Origin of the sequence: Ruania alba, assembly GCF_900105765.1 — a bacterium.
Lineage (GTDB): Bacteria > Actinomycetota > Actinomycetes > Actinomycetales > Beutenbergiaceae > Ruania > Ruania alba.
In genome coordinates, this window is record NZ_FNTX01000002.1 from 2028023 (window position 1) to 2044386 (window position 16364).

Genomic DNA, 16364 nt, shown 5'->3' on the forward strand with positions numbered 1-16364 from the left:
CGAGTCAGATGCGCGTCGGGGTGGAGGAGGTAGCGAGGCTTGAAGAGGTGGGGAGACTTGAGGGCGCGCGCGGTGCCTCAGCCCTTCACAGCACCGATCACCACTCCCTGGGCGAAGTGCTTCTGCAGGAACGGGTACACCAAGCAGATCGGGATCAGGGAGACGACCAGGATCGCCATCTGCAAGGACAGCTGCGGCGGAATCACCTCACTGGACAGGTCCCCGGCATTCACCGCTGTGCCGTCCACCACATAGGTGCGGAGCACCAGCTGTAACGGCCACTTCTCCGTGGAGTTGATGTAGAGCACGGCATTGAAGAAGGCGTTCCAGTACGTCACTGCGTTGAACAACGCGATCACGGCCACCACGGCCTTGGAGAGCGGCAGCATGATCGTGGTGAGGATCCGTAGCTCGCTCGCTCCGTCGATCCGGGCGGCGTCGATGATCTCGCCCGGCACCTCGAGGAAGAACCCGCGCATCAGGATGATCTGAAACGCGTTCGTCAGAGTCGGCAGGATCAGTGCCCAGTAGGAGTCGATCAGCCCGAGCTCCTTGATGAGCAGGTAGTTCGGGATCATCCCGGCGTTGAACAGCATCGTGAACAGCACCAGCAGCAGGATCTTGCTGCTGCCGAAAGTGCCGGGCCGGGAGAGCGAGTAGGCCAGCAGGGCCACCACGGTCACGGACAGGCCCGATCCCACGAGAGTCACACCGATCGAGACCAGCGTGGCCCGGGTGACGACGCCACCGCGGAAGATCGCCTCGTACGCAGCGAGGGTCGGCTCCTTGGGCCACATCACGTATCCACCCTCGGCGAGCACCTGGGTCGGGTCCGCCAGGGAGGTGGCGATCACCGACCAGAACGGCACGATCACCAGGGCGCAGCAGGCCAGCAGGATGACGCCCTTGAAACCGCGCACCACCGGGTTCGGCGGCTTTGCTCCGTTGATCAGGCGCAGTTGGCCGGCGCGATCGCTCTGCCCGCGGGAGGGGCGTTTCGTTGCCACATCGGTCACCACTTGGAGTACACCCCTCTCTCGCCGAACAGGTGCGCGATCTTGTTCGCGCCGAGCACGAGCAGCGTGCCCACCAGGCCCTTGACCAGCCCGACGGCGGCCGAGGAACCCCAGTTCCCGCCGATGACGCCGTAGTTGTAGACGTAGGTGTCGAGCACTTCTGAGGCATCACGTCCGACCGGCGCCTGTTGCAGGTAGATCTGTTCGAAGCCGACCGTGAGTACGTCGCCGAGCTTGAGGATGAGCAGCAGGATGATCACCCCGCGGATCGCGGGCAGGGTCACGTGCCAGAGCTGGCGCATCCGACCGCCGCCGTCGATGGCGACGGCTTCGTACAGCTCGATGCTCACCCGGGAGATGGCGGCCAGGAAGATGATCGTTCCCCAGCCGGCGTCCTTCCAGATCACCTGCGAGGTGATCAGGGTGATGAACAGCTCGGGCTCTCCGATGAGGTTGATCTCGAAGATGTTGTGCTCGCGGGCCCAGGTGTTGTAGAGCCCGGCATCGCCGAGCATGTGCTGGAAGATCGCCACCACGATCACCCAGGACATGAAGTGCGGCAGGTAGAGGATCGACTGCACGGTGCGCTTGATGCGTTCGCTCAGCAACGAGTTGAGCAGCAGCGCCAGGCCGATCGGGATCGGGAACACCAGCACGATCTGCACGAACGAGATGATCAGCGTGTTGACCAGCGCGTTGACGAACGCCGGATCGCCATTCCAGATGATGTCGAAGTTCTCCAGACCCACCCACGGGGCCTCCCAGATGCTCCGGTACGGCTGGTAGTCCTGGAACGCGATCACGTTGCCCAGCAGGGGGACGTACTGGAACAGCAGGAGCAGGAACACGCCCGGTGCCGCGAGCAGGAGCAGGAACTTGTCCCGCTTCAGCCGCGCCCACCAGGTGGTCCGGCGGTGCGGCCTGGGGGAGCGGCCCGTGCCGCGCGCTGCGATTCCCGACGGCGGTGTGCCGCCACGTGGTTCGCTCACCTCGGGCCGGCGCGAGGGTGCGCCTCGACCACCGGTGGTCAGTGCCATGCCGTGCTCCTTCCGGCCCATCCTTGGGTCGTGGCTGCTCAGGGGCGGAAACCCGACTGATGTAACGATGCATCTGCTGCTGATCTGGGACGGTAGTCGGCGCTTGCCTCGTCGTCAAGGCCACGGTGGGTGCGCGGGTGGTGGAGTGGGAGTGCGGCCCGCGGTTGATTCAAGGTTGCATCTCGCTCTCACCTGCGGGGATGTGACGTACTGGGGTGTTAGCATCCCCACCCATGACCACCTTGCGCGATGTGGCCGAGCGGGCCGGTGTCTCCGTCTCGGTGGTCTCTGCAGTCCTGAACGGAAGCAAGCACGTGCGTACCAGCACGGCGGTCCGTGATCGTGTGCTGCGGACCGTGGATGAGATGCAGTACGTGCCCAATCATGCGGCACGGTCACTGCGTTTGGCCAAGTCCGGTCTGGTGGCGGGGGTGATCCCGCAGCTGGGGATCCCGGTGTATGCCGAGATGCTCCGCGGGATTCAGGACGCAGCCGAGGCAACCGGATATGTGCTGATCCTGACCGAGGCGAATCGCATCCTGCCCGAGTCGAATCTGCTGCGAAAGCTGGTCGGGGAGGGGCGCGTGGACGGACTCCTACTCCGCTCTCCGCACACCTTCGAGGTCGACATGCGAAGTGCCAAGCGTCAGTACTCGGTGGTGCAGCTCGACCACGGGCACACGACCTCTGATCGCGGTGGAGTGCAGCTCAACCACCGTCGAGGTGCCCGTGTAGCCACGGAGCACTTGCTCGACCTCGGGCACGAACGGCTCGCGTTCGTCGGTGGCACCACCGGCTACTTCGCCGACGATGAGCGCCGCGTCGGATTCCGTGAAGCGCTGACCGACGCAGGTCACGATGTGCGCGAGGAGTGGATCTGCCCGGTCGGCTTCGCGCCGACGGACGGGTACGAGGTTGCCCGGACCTTGCTCAAGACGAAGAAGCGCCCGAGCGCCATGCTCGTGTCCAACTCGACGACCGCGACTGGTGTGCTCGGTGCTGCTGCCGATGCGGGCATCCGGGTGCCCGAGGATCTGTCCGTGATCGGATACCACGACGTCGAGGCTGCAGCATTTACCCGGCCGGCCCTGACCACCTTGAAGATGCCTTTCTACGAGCTCGGTTACGCCGGGCAATCCGCCCTCGCCGCGATGATCGATGGTGGTGCACGGGTCGATGAGGTGATCGATGACCCCGCTCCCCGCGTGATCGTGCGCGGATCGACCGCCGCGGCGCCCTGACGCACGCTCCGGCGAATCGTCCTTCTGCTGTGTCGCTTGACAGGTCGACGTGCCATGATGCAACGTTCCATCTGACGGTCGCAACGACGCATCACCGCAGAGAGGAACGTCATGACTGAGACGAGCACGCGCCACGCACTACCGCCACTGACTCGCCGAACCGTGCTCGGAGTCGGTGCGCTCAGCGCAACGGCGGTCCTCTCCGGACCGATGGCGGCCACCCCCGCCCATGCCACCTCGGCGGGAACGGTGCTCCCCCTGGTGACGCCCCTTCCTGCTGGCCTGCCGGACCGCGCTCTCTTTGCGGCCGAGGAGCAGGTCCTCGCCGGCTATCTGATGATTCTCGCGCCGCTTGCGAACAGTGTGGTCGACGACGACCCGGACACGTACGGGTGGATGGAAGACGGCTGGTGGCGTACACCGAACGTCGAGGACAACTCCCGCATCATGGAGCATGTCGCGACTCTGGCCTGGTTCCTGACCAACGACCGCCCCTGGAACCCGTACTACCTCGATGCGAATCTGGCCGGGCGCCTGGATGCGGCGATCGGCTACTACCTCGGTCTGCAGGGGTCGAACGGCACTTTTCCTGTGGACTATCAGGCCAACAGCCTGGCGGCCACCGGGTTCGGTGCTGTGGCTCTGGCGAGCACCTATGGCGACCTCGACCGTGAAGGTGTGCTGACCCCGCGGCTGCCCGAGATTGAGTCGGCGTTGCGCGCCGCGTGCGCCTATCTGCTCGACACCACCACCTACCACTGGCAGCTCCCGATCCGGTACACCAACCAGATCGCCGCGGCTCTCGCAGGAGTGGGGCACACGGCTGAGGTCCTTGGCGACGCCGCCATTGCCGCGGACTTGGATGACCGGATCGAACTGCTCGCTGACGAAGGACGAGCGCCCGCCGGGTACTTCCATGATCCGGTCGGTTTCGACCTGGCCTACAACGCCACGGTGATGCTGTCCGACCTGGCCGATCTGTATCTCATCACCGGTAACCCGACGCTCGTACAGATGGCCGAGGACTGGATGGACTTCGCCCAGTACGTCCTCGTCCGTGAGCCCGGCACCACGGCGTTCGCCACCCTCTCCGCCGCCTCGGCACGCAACTTCGGAGTCTCACGGGACGACACCCCAGCGGACGCCGACGATCGATCCGCTCTCTCGCGCGTGTTCGTGCCCGAGGTGCCCATGCTCGGGGCGTTGCATGTCAGTTCGGGAAAGAAGCAGCAGAAGCGGACCCAGTGGGCAGTCGACACCGATCCTGTCGCCCCGCTCGCCAAGGGAGAGACCTCGCCACGGCTATGGATGCACGTGCCTGAGGCGCCCGACAATATCTCCGGCACTTCCCGCCTCACGCAGATCGCCGCGATGCGCCCACTTGCCGAGAGCACGTTCACCGAACACCGGGAAGGCACGCTCGAGCAGGAGATGCTCTTCGTGCGCCGTCCCGGCTACTACGCCGCTGCCGTCGACGGTGAGATCGAGGGTCGGGTACGAACTGGCACCGGCCTCTATTGGCATCCTGACGCTGGGACGATCGTCTGTTCCCTGAACGGATACTTTGACTCCTGGTGGACCACGTTCTTGCCAGGAGCAGGCCCGGACGGGGCGGACGTGGACAGCGCGCTGACGGACTCCACGGTCACCTACTACGCCGGCCATGATGCCAGCGGTACACCCTTGACAGCAGGTGACCTGTCCGCCGTCACGGGCACCTTCACTGCGCGGTCCGTGAGTGCCGACGGCATGGTGAGTACCGACGTCGTCCATCACCAGAACGGCATCGAGCGCACCGTGACGACGAGCGGCGCTGCCCAGGAACGTATCCCCTTGCTGCTGCTGGCCGAGGATGAGGTCGAACTCTCCGACGGCACTCACTGGGGTGCCGGTCAGGCCACGGTGTCCACCTCCGCCACCTGGATGACGGTGACCCGCGGCTCGCACCGCTTCCTGTTCTCCTGGGGCACGTCGTTGCCGGTGCGGCTCGAGTCGACCTCCAAGTGGTACTTCCCCGCGGGCACCCACAACGTCACCCGGTTCTGGATCGATCATCCCGGCACCATCACGCTCGAGCTCACCACCGTTGACATGGCCACCGTCTCCGGCGACGTTGCTGTGGCCACGACCGGCACCGTCGTCGACGATCCGAGCGGGCGGTACCTCGACGTGCACGCCGTGAACCTCGAACCAACTGCCGTGGACGTGCGCATCGCTGGGACCGGCGGTACGGACCACCAGCTGCTCGCTCCGGGCGAGAGCATGCGTCGACGTGTGCGCACCGATGACCCGGATGTTCGAGCCGTCGTGCTCGCGCGGCTGCACAGCACCACGGGAGTGCGTGTCTCGACCACGCACGTGCCCGCCTCGTCCTGACGTCCATCCGATCACCCGACTCCTGGAGACCTTTCCCGTGACCACCGATACCGCTGCCCCTGCCCGCCGGATCCTGCTGCGTTCCTCGTGGGCGACTGTGAACATCGGCGATGTTGCGCACTCGCCAGGCGCGGCGGCGGTGCTGCACGAGGCTGACCCGGAGGCACAGATCACCCTGTGGGCGGTGCGCCTGAACGACCGGGAGCGTGCGATGTTCGCCGAGCGCCAGCCCTGGTTGGAGGTCGTCGAGGGACGGTTCGACGAGCACGACGTGGCCAGCACGCCCGAGCTCGCCCGGGCGTGGGAGGAGGCGGATCTGCTCGTGCACGGCTCCGGCAGCGGGTTGGTGGCGGGCCGGGACATGTACCGGTGGCAGCGCACCGGGCGCCCCTACGGGGTCTTCGGCATCACCTATGACCCGTTCGGACTCCTCACGCCGAGCACCTTGGCACAGGCGCGGGCGCAGATCGAGGCGCTTCCGGGCGACTACATGTACGAGCGGGACCGTGAGCTGTTCGCGGGTGCGGCGTTCCTCTACTGCCGTGACTCGCTCAGCAGCGACTATCTGGCCAGTCAGGGCACGGGGGCGCCGTGCCTGGAGTGGGGACCCGACGCGACGTTCGCCTACGATCTCGCGGACGACCACGCGGCAGCCGCGCTGATCGCCACGCTGGACCTGCGCCCAGGGTTCCTCATTGCGGTCCCGCGCTCGCGGTACGCGCCGTACCACCGGATCTACGATCGGGTGCCCCAGCAGCTGGACCACTACAAGGACGCTGTCAATGCCGCCCATGACGAGCAGGACATGGCCGTGCTCGCCTCGGCGATCACCTCCTGGGTTCGCCGCACCGGGCAGGACGTGCTGATCGGGCCGGAGATGAGCTACGCGGTGCAACTCGCCGCGGAGCACTTTCCGCGAATCCTCCCCAGTGATGTGGCGCCGCGGGTGCGGGTGCTCACCGAGTACTGGGACCTTCCGACGGCGACCGCGGTGTACCGGCAGGCTGCCGCAGTGCTCTCGATGGACTGCCACTCGCCGATTCTCGCGACCGCAGTAGGGACGCCGTCGCTGTACCTGCGTCAACCCACGGAGACGATCAAGGGCGTGATGTTCGCTGATCTCGGCGCGCCGGAACGCGTGGTGGAGATCGAGGCCCACGACGCAGCCGAACGGCTCGCCGCCGCACTGGCGGAGCTGGCCGCCGACGACGGACGGTCGGCACGGGAGCAGACGGTCCGGATGCGCGAGCAGGCACAGGCCCGGTTGGCCCAGATGGCTGAGCACGCGGTCTCGGCGGCGGGCCGAGCTCGGACGGGCCTGGCCGTGGCGTCCGCGGCCGGACCTCTCCCGCGGGAGTAGGTGACGCGGCCGATTTGAGGCGCGAGGACGACCGGTGGACGGCCCGTCCGATCGATAGTGCGGGGGTATTCTGGCGCTACCGACGAGGAGGGGATCGCAGCGCAGATGTCGAACGCCCAGGAGCAGCCGGTCGCCCCGGACGCGCCCATCGACGGCGAAGATGACAGCTCGGCGGCACGGGCCGAGACGCCGGCAGACACCGCCTCTACGGCCCCAACAGCGAACGACGATGCCCCGGCCGCAGACCCGGTCGTCTCGGGGGCCGACCATGGGTTCCCCACTCGCCCGGATGATGACCCGCACTCCCCGGTGACCCGTGCGGTGCGCGGCGCCGCGGCGTGGTCCTGGCGCTTCATGATCATTGTGGGTGCCGTGGCGTTGGCGGTGGTCGGCCTGATCCAGATCAAGACGGTCGTGGTGCCGGTGCTGGTGGCCGTGCTGGTCGCCTCGCTGCTGGCGCCAGTGGTGGACTGGCTGCACCGCCGGCGGGTACCGCGCGCGCTCGCTTCGTTGCTGGCACTTCTCGGTGCGATCGGCCTGGTCGGCGGATTGCTCACGCTCGCCGGCGCCTCGATCGCCACCGGTTTCCGGGACCTGGCCGATACTGCCTGGGAGGGCATCCAGGAGCTGATTCGTTGGCTCAGCACGGGTCCGTTGCAGCTCTCCCAGACCGACCTGGACGCCTATGTCGCGCAGATCCAGGACTCGCTCGAGAGCAATGCCGAGCAGATCCTCAGTGGCGCGCTCTCGGTGGGGACCTCTGTTGGGCACGTGCTTGCCGGAGCCTTGATCGCTCTGTTCTGCCTGTTCTTCTTCCTCAAGGAGGGCCGCGTCATCTGGACGTGGCTGGTCGGCCTGTTCCCGGCTGCTACGCGCCATCATGTCGACGGGGCGGGTCGTCGCGGCTGGGCGAGCCTAGGTACCTACGCCCGGACGCAGTTGCTGGTCGCGTTGATCGACGGCGTCGGCATCGGGCTCGGGGCGTGGATCCTCGGGGTGCCGCTCGCCCTGCCGCTCGGGGTGCTCGTCTTCGTCGGCTCGTTCATCCCGATCGTCGGCGCCGTGGTCACCGGTGCCGTCGCGGTGGTGGTCGCGCTCGTCGACCAGGGTCCGCTCATCGCCCTGGTGATGCTCGGTGTGGTGCTGCTCGTGCAGCAGGCAGAGAGCAACCTGCTCCAGCCGAAACTGATGGGCTGGGCGCTGAATCTGCACCCGGTGGCCGTGCTGCTCGCCGTGGCCGCCGGCACGATCATCGGGGGAGTGGTGGGCGCCCTGTTCGCGGTGCCGTTGATCGCCGTCGCGAACACCGTGCTGAACTACCTCACCGGCAAACCGGATCCGCTCGGTCCGGACGATCCACGGCTGCACCGCCGGAGGCGGCGCAAGACGAAGATCTCCGCCCCTGCCACCGATTCCTGAACCACGTCGCTGCGCGAGACGCTGCACGCGAGGCGAGGGCCGCCGTCGGGAGATGCGTGATGCCCGCGGCGATCGAACGCCACGGGCATCACGAAGGTGTGCTGCTGCTCAGCCGGCGAAGGGCGTGGCCTTCTTGATCGCCACGCTGATCGAGGCACCACTGGGTGCGTCGTAGGAGGCCTTCTCGCCGACCTTCTTGCCGAGGATCGCCGTGCCGAGCGGTGAGCCCGAGGAGTACACGTCCAGATCCGTGTCGCCGGCGACCTCGCGAGAGCCGAGCAGGAAAGTCATCTCCTCGCCCGCGACGGTCGCGGTGACGACCATGCCGGGCTCGACGATCCCGTCGTCTGGGGGAGCCTCGCCCACCTCGGCAGTGCGCAGGAGCTCGTCGAGCTGACGGATCCGCGCCTCCTGCTTAGCCTGCTCCTCACGAGCGGCGTGGTACCCGCCGTTCTCCTTGAGGTCACCCTCGTCGCGGGCGGCTTCGATCCGGTCAGCGATCTCGGTCCGGCCCACACTCACGAGGTGGTCATACTCGGCCTGGAGTCGGTCGAAAGCGTCCTTGGTGAGCCACGTGGTATCGGACACGGTTCCTCCTTCGTACTTGCGTGCGCCGGCGCTCGACCGCACTGCGACACGTCAGCGGATGTGCGGGAGTACCTGGCCCCCGGGCTGGCTTGCCTGTGCGGCCGCACCGGGGCGGCGGGAAAACAATCATGATACCGCGTCCGGTGGCTATGTCACGCTTTTCTCGCCGAGAGCGGACGTGCTCAGTCGAGCAGCTCACAGTCGCGGACCACTCCGGTGGTGGCCAGCTCGGTGGTGGCGACCGTCGCGGTGTGCCGCGTGGTGGGACCCTCGGCCGGCGGGATGACCACCTCCAGCAGCCCGACCTGCCCGAATCCGGTGTTGAGTGCTTCGAGGGTGCACGTGGCACTGCGGTCGTCGGGTTTGGTCACGTCGAAGGTGACCCGGACCTGGCTGTCGTCGAGCACGGCGAAGCCGACGTCCTGCGCCGTGGCGGCGGGCCGGAGCACGTTGGTGCCGATCAGCACCAGGACCGCTATTCCCAGGATGGCGCAGACGATTGCCACGATCCGGGTGCTGCGGCGCGAGCGCCGGTCCTGCCCGGGGCGGCGCCCGTAGCGTTCAGCGAGCATCGCCGCGACCTCGGGACTGGGCGCCCCGGCGCGTGCGGTGCTCGCTTCGCCCGTGGGTGCGTCGGTCACGCGTGCCATCCTTAGACTAAGAGTGCGTCTCCAGGTCACTGTCGCACGCGCGCGCGGCTGCAGTGACCTTCGATCATTGTCCCTCACCACTGCCCCGGAGGATTCAGCACGTGTCTGGCGAGAACTTGCGGCTGATGGCCGTGCACGCGCATCCGGACGACGAGTCCAGCAAGGGTGCGGCCACCATGGCGCGGTATGCCGCTGAGGGGGTCGAGGTGCTCGTGGTCACCTGCACCGGCGGTGAGCGAGGCGACATCTTGAACCCTCGCCTCCGGGACGACCCGGAGGTCCAACGAGACATGCCCGGTTACCGGCGCCGGGAGATGGCTGCCGCTGCCGCCGCCCTGGGCGTCTCCCAGTGCTGGTTGGGGTTCGTCGACTCCGGCCTGCCCGAGGGAGACCCGCTGCCGCCCCTGCCGGACGGCGCGTTCGCACGTGAACCGCTCGAGGTGGCCACCGAAGCCCTGATGCGGGTGGTGCGCGAATTCCGTCCGCACGTGATGACCACGTACAACGAGAACGGCGGCTACCCGCACCCGGACCACGTGATGACCCACCAGATCTCGATGGCAGCCTTCGAGGCCGCAGGAGACCCGGACGCCTACCCGCACGCAGGTCCGCCGTGGGAGATCTCCAAGCTGTACTACGACCACGGCTTCTCGAAGGCGAGGATCACCGCCGTGCACGAGGCGATCGTGGCCAGCGGCGCCGATTCGCCCTTCGCGGACTGGATGGACCGCTGGGACCGGGACGACCGGGCAGAGAAGGTCACCACCCGGATCGAGTGCGCCGACTACTTCGGACATCGGGATCGTGCCTTGCTCGCCCACGCCACCCAGATCGACCCGGACGGGTTCTTCTTCGCGATCCCGCGCGACTTGGAGCGTGAGGTCTGGCCGGTGGAGGAGTACGAGCTGGTGCACTCCCGGGTTCCGACCGATACACCGGAGGATGACCTCTTCACCGGACTACGCTCGTGATCATGCGTGCCGAGGACATCGACCCCAACCTCGTCAGCCCCGGGATCGGAGCGTTCCTGGCGTTCCTCGCGCTCGCGCTGGTGGTGATCCTGATCGCGCGCTCGTTCACGGTGCACATGCGCCGGATCGAGGCTCGCGCGGCGCAGGACGAGGCAGAACGGGGCGCTTCCGGCGATGAGGATTCCGGCGACGCCTCGTCATCAGGGGAGACAGAGCCGCAGAATGGTGATCAAGGCCCCGAGGAACGGAACTGAGATGACTCTGCCGGTCGCCGTCGTGCAACTCGCAGCCAGTGCGGACAGCGAGGCGAACGTGTTTGCCGCGGTCGACCATGTGCGCGCCGCGGCCACGGCCGGTGCGCGGCTCGTCGTGCTCCCCGAGTACTCCGCGGGGTGGGCCCCTCAGCTGAGCCCGGAGCTTGCCGAGGCGGTTGACGGCCCGTTCCACCAGGCAATGTCTGCCGTGGCAGCCGAATGTGCGGTCGACCTGGTGGTCGGGGCGATCGAGCCCGCCGACGGCGACCCGGCGCGGTGCGTGAACGTCGCCCTGGCCTTCGGTCCCGATGGCGCCCTGCGCGGCCGGTACGAGAAGGTGCACCTCTTCGATGCGTTCGGTGTGCGGGAGTCGGACGTGCTGGATGCCGGTGCGCCTGGGGCGCACCAGGCCATGGTGCTCGATGTTGCCGGGGTGCAGGTAGGCGTGGCCACCTGCTACGACCTCCGATTCCCGGAGACGTTCCGGGTGCTTGTCGACGGCGGAGCGCAGGTTCTGGTGGTGATCGCTGCGTGGGCGGCCGGTCCCGGCAAGGCCGAGCAGTTGGACGTGCTGGTGCGCGCCCGCGCGATCGAGAACACCACCTACCTCGCCCTCGCGAGCCAGCACGGGCGTGGACGCACCGGGCACTCACAGGTGGTCGACCCGCTCGGGCGGCCGATGGCCGTGGCTGAGGACGGGGACGCGGTGCTCCTGGTGAATCTCGAGGAGCAGCAGGTCACGGACGTGCGAGAGCAGGTCCCGAGCCTGGAGCACCGGCGCTACACCGTGGTACCGCGGGGCTGAAACAGCCCCAGCGCCGTCAGCCCTTCTTGCCCTTCGTGGGCTTCTTCGCCGGTGAGTTCTTTTTCGTCGCGGCCTTCTTGCCCTTCTTCGGGGCCGATGGCTTCGTGTTGGTGTCCGCCTTCTTCGCCGATGAGTTCTTCTTCGCGGCTGAGCTCTTCGTCGTGCCCGAACCCTTGATGCTGGCCGCCTTCGTGCCCTTACTGGTCGGGCGCTGCGTCGCGGCGAGCAGCTCCTGCTGCTTCTTGACGTCGTAGTCGGCTTCCGGCCAGGTCAGCTCGAGCGACTCCAGCGCGTCCAGCAACAGCTGGGTCACCGCGAGCCGCGCGTACCACTTGCGGTCGGCGGGCACCACGTACCACGGGGCCTCGTCGATCGAGGTGCGCTCGAGCATCTGCTGGTAGGCGGCCTGGTACTGGTCCCACTTCGCCCGGGTCTCCAGGTCGCTCGGGTTGTACTTCCAGTGCTTGTCCGGCCGGTCGAGTCGCTCGGCGAGTCGCTCACCCTGCTCCTCGTGGGAGACCATCAGCGCGACCTTGATGATCGTGGTGTCCGTGGCGGCCGTCTTCTGGTCGAAGCGCACCAGCTCGTCATAGCGCTTCTCATGCAGCTCGGCCGGTTCGAGCCCCTCCACCCTCACCACCAGCACCTGCTCGTAGTGGGAGCGGTCGAACACACCGATCTGCCCGGGCTGCGGGAGGGCGCGGCGGATCCGCCACAGGTGGTGATGCTTCTTCTCCTCCGCGGTGGGCACGCCGAACGAGGCGAGATCCACACCCTGCGGGTCCACCATGCCCAGCACGTGGCGCACGATGCCGCCCTTGCCCGCGGTATCCAGCCCCTGCAGCACGAGCAGCACCGATCGAGTGCCGCCGGTCCGGCCCTCGGCGAACAGGCGCTCCTGGAGCTCGGAGAGGCGTTCACCGCGCTCGGCGAGCGCCTTCTTCGCGGCCTTCTTCCCGTGCTTCCAGCCGGGGGTGCCGGCTCGGTCGACGGTGCTCAGGTCGAAGTCGTCGTGCACGCGGAGCAGGTCCGCGACGGGGGCGTGCCAGTCGTGCGCCATGGAAGTCCTTTCGGCTGGGGTTCGTCCACCCTACTGGGAGTGCAGTGATCCGCCGAGGGGTGCTGGGAGGCTTCAGCGGGCGAGCACCGCGAGACCGATCGCGGCGGCGTGGCAGACGTACCCGATCACGGTGCCGGCGTGGAACAGTTCGTGGAAGCCGAACCAGCCCGGGACGAGATTGGGTCGCTTCAGCCCGTAGGCGATGGCACCGCCGGTGTAACCGATCCCCCGATGATCACCAGGAGGGCGATGGCAGCGCTCCCGGAGATCCAGAACTCCGGGAGGAACCAGACGGCCACCCAGCCCAGTGCCAGGTAGACGGGCACGTAGAACCAACGCGGGGCACCGAGCCAGAGCACCCGGGCGAGCAGACCGACGAGGGCGCCGGACCAGACCACGATCAGCATGACGCGTGCCGTGGCCTCGGGAAGGAGCAGCGCTGCGAGCGGTGTGTAGGTGCCGGCGATCACCAGGAAGATGTTCGAGTGATCCATCCGCCGCAGCGTGTCGTGCACGCGGGGGACCAGGTGCCGCGGTGATACACGGCGCTGGTGGTGAACAGCAGCACCGTGGTGAACGCGAAGATTGTCGTCGTGACCGCAGCCGTCGTGGAGGGCGAACCGATCACCAGCACCAGGCCGATGACCAAGGCGATCGGCGCCATCACGCTGTGGATCCACCCGCGCAGCCTCGGTTTGGCCCCGGGGGAGTGCGCCGGGGAGGCGGAGTCGGCGAGTGCCGCAGGGGTGCGGGCCATGGTGCGCTCCAGACGTGGGGTGGCGGGTGGCAGTGCCCCTTTCTACGCAATCGTAGGTTACGGGTGCGTAGGTATGCGACCGCTCCTGTGAAGGTACGGTGTGCACGGCGTCGTGGACTTGGCCGGCGACTCCTGACCGGCGATCCTGGGAGCGAAGGAGGTCGCCAACCGATGCGCCCACCCGCGTTCCTGTACGGACTTTACGAACGACGACTCACCCGCTCGCTCGACGGTGCCCGCCTGCCCCACCACGTGGGCGTGCTCCTCGACGGCAATCGCCGCTGGGCCCGTTCGGCGGGACTCGAGCCTGCGCAGGGCCACCAGGCCGGCGCGGAACGGATCGTCGACCTGCTCGGCTGGTGCGAGGGTGTCAACATCAAGCTGGTCACGCTGTGGATGCTCTCCACGAACAATCTCGATCGGGACTCCCGCGAGGTGAAGGACCTGCTGGAGATCATCGCCGCCGCGGTGGCGACCTTGGCCACCACTCGACGGTGGCGACTGCAGCTGGTGGGCGAGCTGGACCTACTTCCCGAGCCCATCGTGGAGCGGCTGCGTGCGTCGGAGGCGATGACCAGCGACGTGGACGGGATCCATGTCAACATCGCGGTGGGCTATGGCGGACGGCACGAGATCGCGGGCGCGGTGCGCTCCCTCATCGCCGAGTATGTGAAGTCCGGCCGGCCGTTGAGCGACCTGGAGGAGACGGTGACGCCGGAGACGATCACGGCGCACCTGTACACCAAGGGCCAGCCGGATCCGGACCTGGTGATCCGCACCTCCGGCGAGCAACGCCTGGGCGGCTTCCTGCTCTGGCAGAGCGAGCAGAGCGAGTTCTACTTCTGTGAGGCGTTCTGGCCGGACTTCCGGCGGGTGGACTTCCTGCGTGCGCTGCGTTCCTACGCCGGGCGAGAGCGGCGCCTCGGGCGGTAGCGCCCCCTCCTCACCGAGCGCAGCGTCCCCCTCGCTGAGCGCAACCCTGTGCGGCGTTCAGTGCCCGCCACGCCGCACCAGGCTGCGCTCGGCCCAGGGTGGTGGGTGCGTAACTGCAGGGGCAGCCGGGAACGAGACGTGGGACGGCCGATGACGGGCCGGTGAACTCTCATGGTGATTGGTCGCCACGCCGCGCCAATCAACGACACGCATGCTGCGCCGTCGTACGTTGGGCTCACCGGACGACATCCCGGTCGTTCGCCGGAAGGCCAGCCCATGACGCAGACGAGTCCGCAGGTGGAGCCACCGGCCGCCTGCGCTCATGTGGTGCCTCCCGTTCTCACCCCGAGCCTGTCGCACGCACGAGAGCGGCAGGTCAGGCCCGCCTGGAGGAGCTAGCCGTGAGCCGAGAGTCCCTCACGTTCGACACCCCGACCGATGCGCCGGAGGGTGGTGAGGGACAGCCTGGCGTACTGCCGGTGGCTGGTCCCGCCCCGACGGCGAACGCACCACCTATGTGCTGGACACCTCCGTGCTGCTGTCGGACCCCCGCGCCATCTTCCGGTTCGCCGAGCATGACGTCGTTCTGCCGATCGTGGTGGTCACCGAGCTCGAGGCGAAGCGTCACCACCCCGAGCTCGGGTACTTCGCCCGCAGTGCTCTGCGGCACTTGGACGACCTGCGGGTCGCGCACGGCTTCCTGGACCAGCCGGTACCCGTGGGGGAGGCCGGGGGACGATCCGCGTCGAGCTCAACCACTCCGACCCGATGGTGCTGCCGTCCGGGATGCGCCTGGGCGACAACGACACCCGGATCCTCTCCGTGGCCGCGAACCTACGGGCCGAAGGGACGTCCGTGGTGGTGGTGTCCAAGGATCTGCCGATGCGGGTGAAGGCCTCGGCAGTGGGGATGTGCGCCCAGGAGTACCGCGCCCAGCTCGCGGTCGACTCCGGATTCCGCGGAATGGCCGAAGGGTCGCTCTCGGAGGAGGAGATGAGTCGCCTGTTCGGCGAGGAGCAGCTGGCCGTCGCGGACGTGGCCGCGAGCGAGCCGCTACGGGACCTGCCGTGCCACACCGGGCTGGTCCTGCACTCCCCGCGCGGGTCGGCGCTGGGTCGGATCACCCCGGACAAGCAGATCAAAGTCGTCCGCGGGGATCGGGACGTCTTCGGGATGCACGGGCGCAGCGCCGAGCAGCGGATCGCGATCGATCTGCTGCTCGACTCCGAGATCGGCATCGTCTCCCTCGGTGGGCGAGCGGGAACGGGGAAGTCCGCGCTCGCCCTCAGTGCCGGCCTGGAGGCGGTGCTGGAGCGCCGGGAGCACCGCAAGGTGATGGTCTTCCGCCCGCTCTACGCGGTCGGTGGCCAGGAGCTCGGGTACCTGCCGGGCAGCGAGTCGGAGAAGATGAACCCCTGGGCGCAGGCGGTGTTCGACACCCTGGGTGCCGTCGTCTCCTCCGACGTGGTCGACGAGGTGATGGACCGGGGGATGCTCGAGGTGCTCCCGCTCACTCACATCCGTGGTCGCTCGCTGCACGACGCCTTCGTGATCGTGGACGAGGCGCAGTCGTTGGAGCGGAACGTGCTGCTGACCGTGCTGTCTAGGATCGGCCAGAGCTCGCGGGTGGTGCTCACCCATGACGTCGCCCAGCGGGACAACCTGCGGGTGGGCCGGCACGACGGCGTCGCTGCAGTGATCGAGTCCCTCAAGGGGCACCCGTTGTTCGCGCACGTCACGCTCACCCGGTCCGAGCGTTCACCCGTTGCCGCTCTGGTCACCGAGATGCTCGAAGGGGCCTGAGCAGCCCACGACGGCGTCCCTCACCATCCGTTGATCGGCCCGCCTCGGTCCTGACTGAGGCGGGCCGACCTATGCTCGGGATGGGTGACGAGGT

The 16364-nt window shown here is 67.9% G+C and carries 16 protein-coding genes and 1 pseudogene; 9 read left to right on the plus strand and 8 right to left on the minus strand.

Translation table 11 applies throughout. The annotated features are described in order from the left end of the window. Positions 1-77: 77 nt before the first annotated feature. Entirely contained in the window at positions 78-1016 is a 939-nt protein-coding gene (locus BLU77_RS19470; protein ID WP_245708956.1) for a carbohydrate ABC transporter permease, read from the minus strand. Continuing rightward, a complete protein-coding gene (locus BLU77_RS19475; protein ID WP_089774887.1) occupies positions 1013-2053 on the minus strand; it encodes an ABC transporter permease in 1041 nt (346 codons plus the stop codon). Before BLU77_RS19475 ends, BLU77_RS19470 begins: the two co-directional genes overlap by 4 nt. Before the next feature lie 233 nt (positions 2054-2286). Between BLU77_RS19475 and BLU77_RS19480 the strand changes: the two genes are divergently transcribed. From BLU77_RS19480 to BLU77_RS19495, 4 genes are all read left to right on the plus strand, one after another. Next, on the plus strand, positions 2287-3294 hold the full coding sequence (locus BLU77_RS19480; RefSeq protein WP_089774889.1) for a LacI family DNA-binding transcriptional regulator: 1008 nt from the start codon (positions 2287-2289) through the stop codon (positions 3292-3294). 111 nt (positions 3295-3405) lie between these two features. After that, positions 3406-5670 (plus strand): hypothetical protein, encoded by a 2265-nt coding sequence (locus BLU77_RS19485; RefSeq protein ID WP_089774891.1) that lies wholly within the window; start codon positions 3406-3408, stop codon positions 5668-5670. Positions 5671-5707: 37 nt separating this feature from the next. Beyond that, on the plus strand, positions 5708-7030 hold the full coding sequence (locus BLU77_RS19490; RefSeq protein WP_175477232.1) for a polysaccharide pyruvyl transferase family protein: 1323 nt from the start codon (positions 5708-5710) through the stop codon (positions 7028-7030). Between the two features lie 105 nt (positions 7031-7135). Next, positions 7136-8449 carry an AI-2E family transporter gene (locus tag BLU77_RS19495; RefSeq protein ID WP_245708957.1) on the plus strand — a complete coding sequence of 438 codons (1314 nt, stop codon included), beginning with the start codon at positions 7136-7138 and terminating at the stop codon, positions 8447-8449. Positions 8450-8557: 108 nt separating this feature from the next. On the opposite strand, the gene greA is transcribed toward BLU77_RS19495, so the two are convergent. Together greA and BLU77_RS19505 are read right to left on the minus strand one after the other, a co-directional pair. Further along, on the minus strand, positions 8558-9037 hold the full coding sequence (greA, locus tag BLU77_RS19500; protein WP_089774895.1) for a transcription elongation factor GreA: 480 nt from the start codon (positions 9035-9037) through the stop codon (positions 8558-8560). Positions 9038-9219: 182 nt separating this feature from the next. Then, positions 9220-9678 carry a DUF4307 domain-containing protein gene (locus BLU77_RS19505; RefSeq protein ID WP_175477233.1) on the minus strand — a complete coding sequence of 153 codons (459 nt, stop codon included), beginning with the start codon at positions 9676-9678 and terminating at the stop codon, positions 9220-9222. A gap of 134 nt (positions 9679-9812) precedes the next feature. Here BLU77_RS19505 and mca point away from each other — a divergent pair, with 134 nt between their 5' ends. From mca to BLU77_RS19520, 3 genes are read left to right on the plus strand one after another with little or no spacing between them, the layout of a single operon-like run. Beyond that, positions 9813-10658, plus strand: coding sequence for a mycothiol conjugate amidase Mca (gene mca / locus BLU77_RS19510; RefSeq protein ID WP_089776035.1), 846 nt, complete (start codon positions 9813-9815; stop codon positions 10656-10658). Positions 10659-10660: 2 nt separating this feature from the next. Continuing rightward, positions 10661-10912: a hypothetical protein gene (locus BLU77_RS19515; protein WP_089774899.1), complete on the plus strand. Its 252-nt coding sequence runs from the start codon at positions 10661-10663 to the stop codon at positions 10910-10912. Between the two features lies 1 nt (position 10913). Then, positions 10914-11717 carry a nitrilase-related carbon-nitrogen hydrolase gene (locus BLU77_RS19520; protein ID WP_175477234.1) on the plus strand — a complete coding sequence of 268 codons (804 nt, stop codon included), beginning with the start codon at positions 10914-10916 and terminating at the stop codon, positions 11715-11717. Positions 11718-11733: 16 nt separating this feature from the next. Here BLU77_RS19520 and BLU77_RS19525 read toward each other — a convergent pair whose 3' ends face one another. The 4 genes from BLU77_RS19525 to BLU77_RS23110 form a co-directional block, all read right to left on the minus strand. Then, positions 11734-12777, minus strand: coding sequence for a PPK2 family polyphosphate kinase (locus BLU77_RS19525; RefSeq protein ID WP_175477235.1), 1044 nt, complete (start codon positions 12775-12777; stop codon positions 11734-11736). A gap of 72 nt (positions 12778-12849) precedes the next feature. Then, complete coding sequence (locus BLU77_RS23100) at positions 12850-13068, minus strand: hemolysin III family protein (RefSeq protein ID WP_342741492.1); 219 nt, start codon at positions 13066-13068, stop codon at positions 12850-12852. Beyond that, on the minus strand, positions 12966-13271 hold the full coding sequence (locus tag BLU77_RS23105) for a hemolysin III family protein (RefSeq protein ID WP_342741478.1): 306 nt from the start codon (positions 13269-13271) through the stop codon (positions 12966-12968). Before BLU77_RS23105 ends, BLU77_RS23100 begins: the two co-directional genes overlap by 103 nt. Then, on the minus strand, positions 13244-13534 hold the full coding sequence (locus tag BLU77_RS23110; protein WP_342741479.1) for a hemolysin III family protein: 291 nt from the start codon (positions 13532-13534) through the stop codon (positions 13244-13246). The genes BLU77_RS23105 and BLU77_RS23110 overlap by 28 nt, the downstream gene beginning before the upstream one ends. Positions 13535-13705: 171 nt before the next feature. Between BLU77_RS23110 and BLU77_RS19535 the strand changes: the two genes are divergently transcribed. Both BLU77_RS19535 and phoH2 read left to right on the plus strand, forming a co-directional pair. Next, positions 13706-14467: an isoprenyl transferase gene (locus tag BLU77_RS19535; RefSeq protein ID WP_089774903.1), complete on the plus strand. Its 762-nt coding sequence runs from the start codon at positions 13706-13708 to the stop codon at positions 14465-14467. Between the two features lie 517 nt (positions 14468-14984). Continuing rightward, positions 14985-16270, plus strand: a pseudogene (gene phoH2 / locus BLU77_RS19540) (RNA 5'-3' helicase PhoH2). Positions 16271-16364 lie beyond the last annotated feature (94 nt).

Bases quoted from the DNA above. Each gene is read 5' to 3' on its own strand.
- BLU77_RS19475 (WP_089774887.1), bottom strand. From the start codon at position 2,053: ATGGCACTGACCACCGGTGGTCGAGGCGCACCCTCGCGCCGGCCCGAG.
- BLU77_RS19480 (WP_089774889.1), top strand. From the start codon at position 2,287: ATGACCACCTTGCGCGATGTGGCCGAGCGGGCCGGTGTCTCCGTCTCG.
- BLU77_RS19485 (WP_089774891.1), top strand. From the start codon at position 3,406: ATGACTGAGACGAGCACGCGCCACGCACTACCGCCACTGACTCGCCGA.
- BLU77_RS19495 (WP_245708957.1), top strand. From the start codon at position 7,136: ATGTCGAACGCCCAGGAGCAGCCGGTCGCCCCGGACGCGCCCATCGAC.
- mca (WP_089776035.1), top strand. From the start codon at position 9,813: ATGGCCGTGCACGCGCATCCGGACGACGAGTCCAGCAAGGGTGCGGCC.
- BLU77_RS19515 (WP_089774899.1), top strand. From the start codon at position 10,661: ATGCGTGCCGAGGACATCGACCCCAACCTCGTCAGCCCCGGGATCGGA.
- BLU77_RS19520 (WP_175477234.1), top strand. From the start codon at position 10,914: ATGACTCTGCCGGTCGCCGTCGTGCAACTCGCAGCCAGTGCGGACAGC.
- BLU77_RS19525 (WP_175477235.1), bottom strand. From the start codon at position 12,777: ATGGCGCACGACTGGCACGCCCCCGTCGCGGACCTGCTCCGCGTGCAC.
- BLU77_RS23105 (WP_342741478.1), bottom strand. From the start codon at position 13,271: ATGGATCACTCGAACATCTTCCTGGTGATCGCCGGCACCTACACACCG.
- BLU77_RS23110 (WP_342741479.1), bottom strand. From the start codon at position 13,534: ATGGCCCGCACCCCTGCGGCACTCGCCGACTCCGCCTCCCCGGCGCAC.
- BLU77_RS19535 (WP_089774903.1), top strand. From the start codon at position 13,706: ATGCGCCCACCCGCGTTCCTGTACGGACTTTACGAACGACGACTCACC.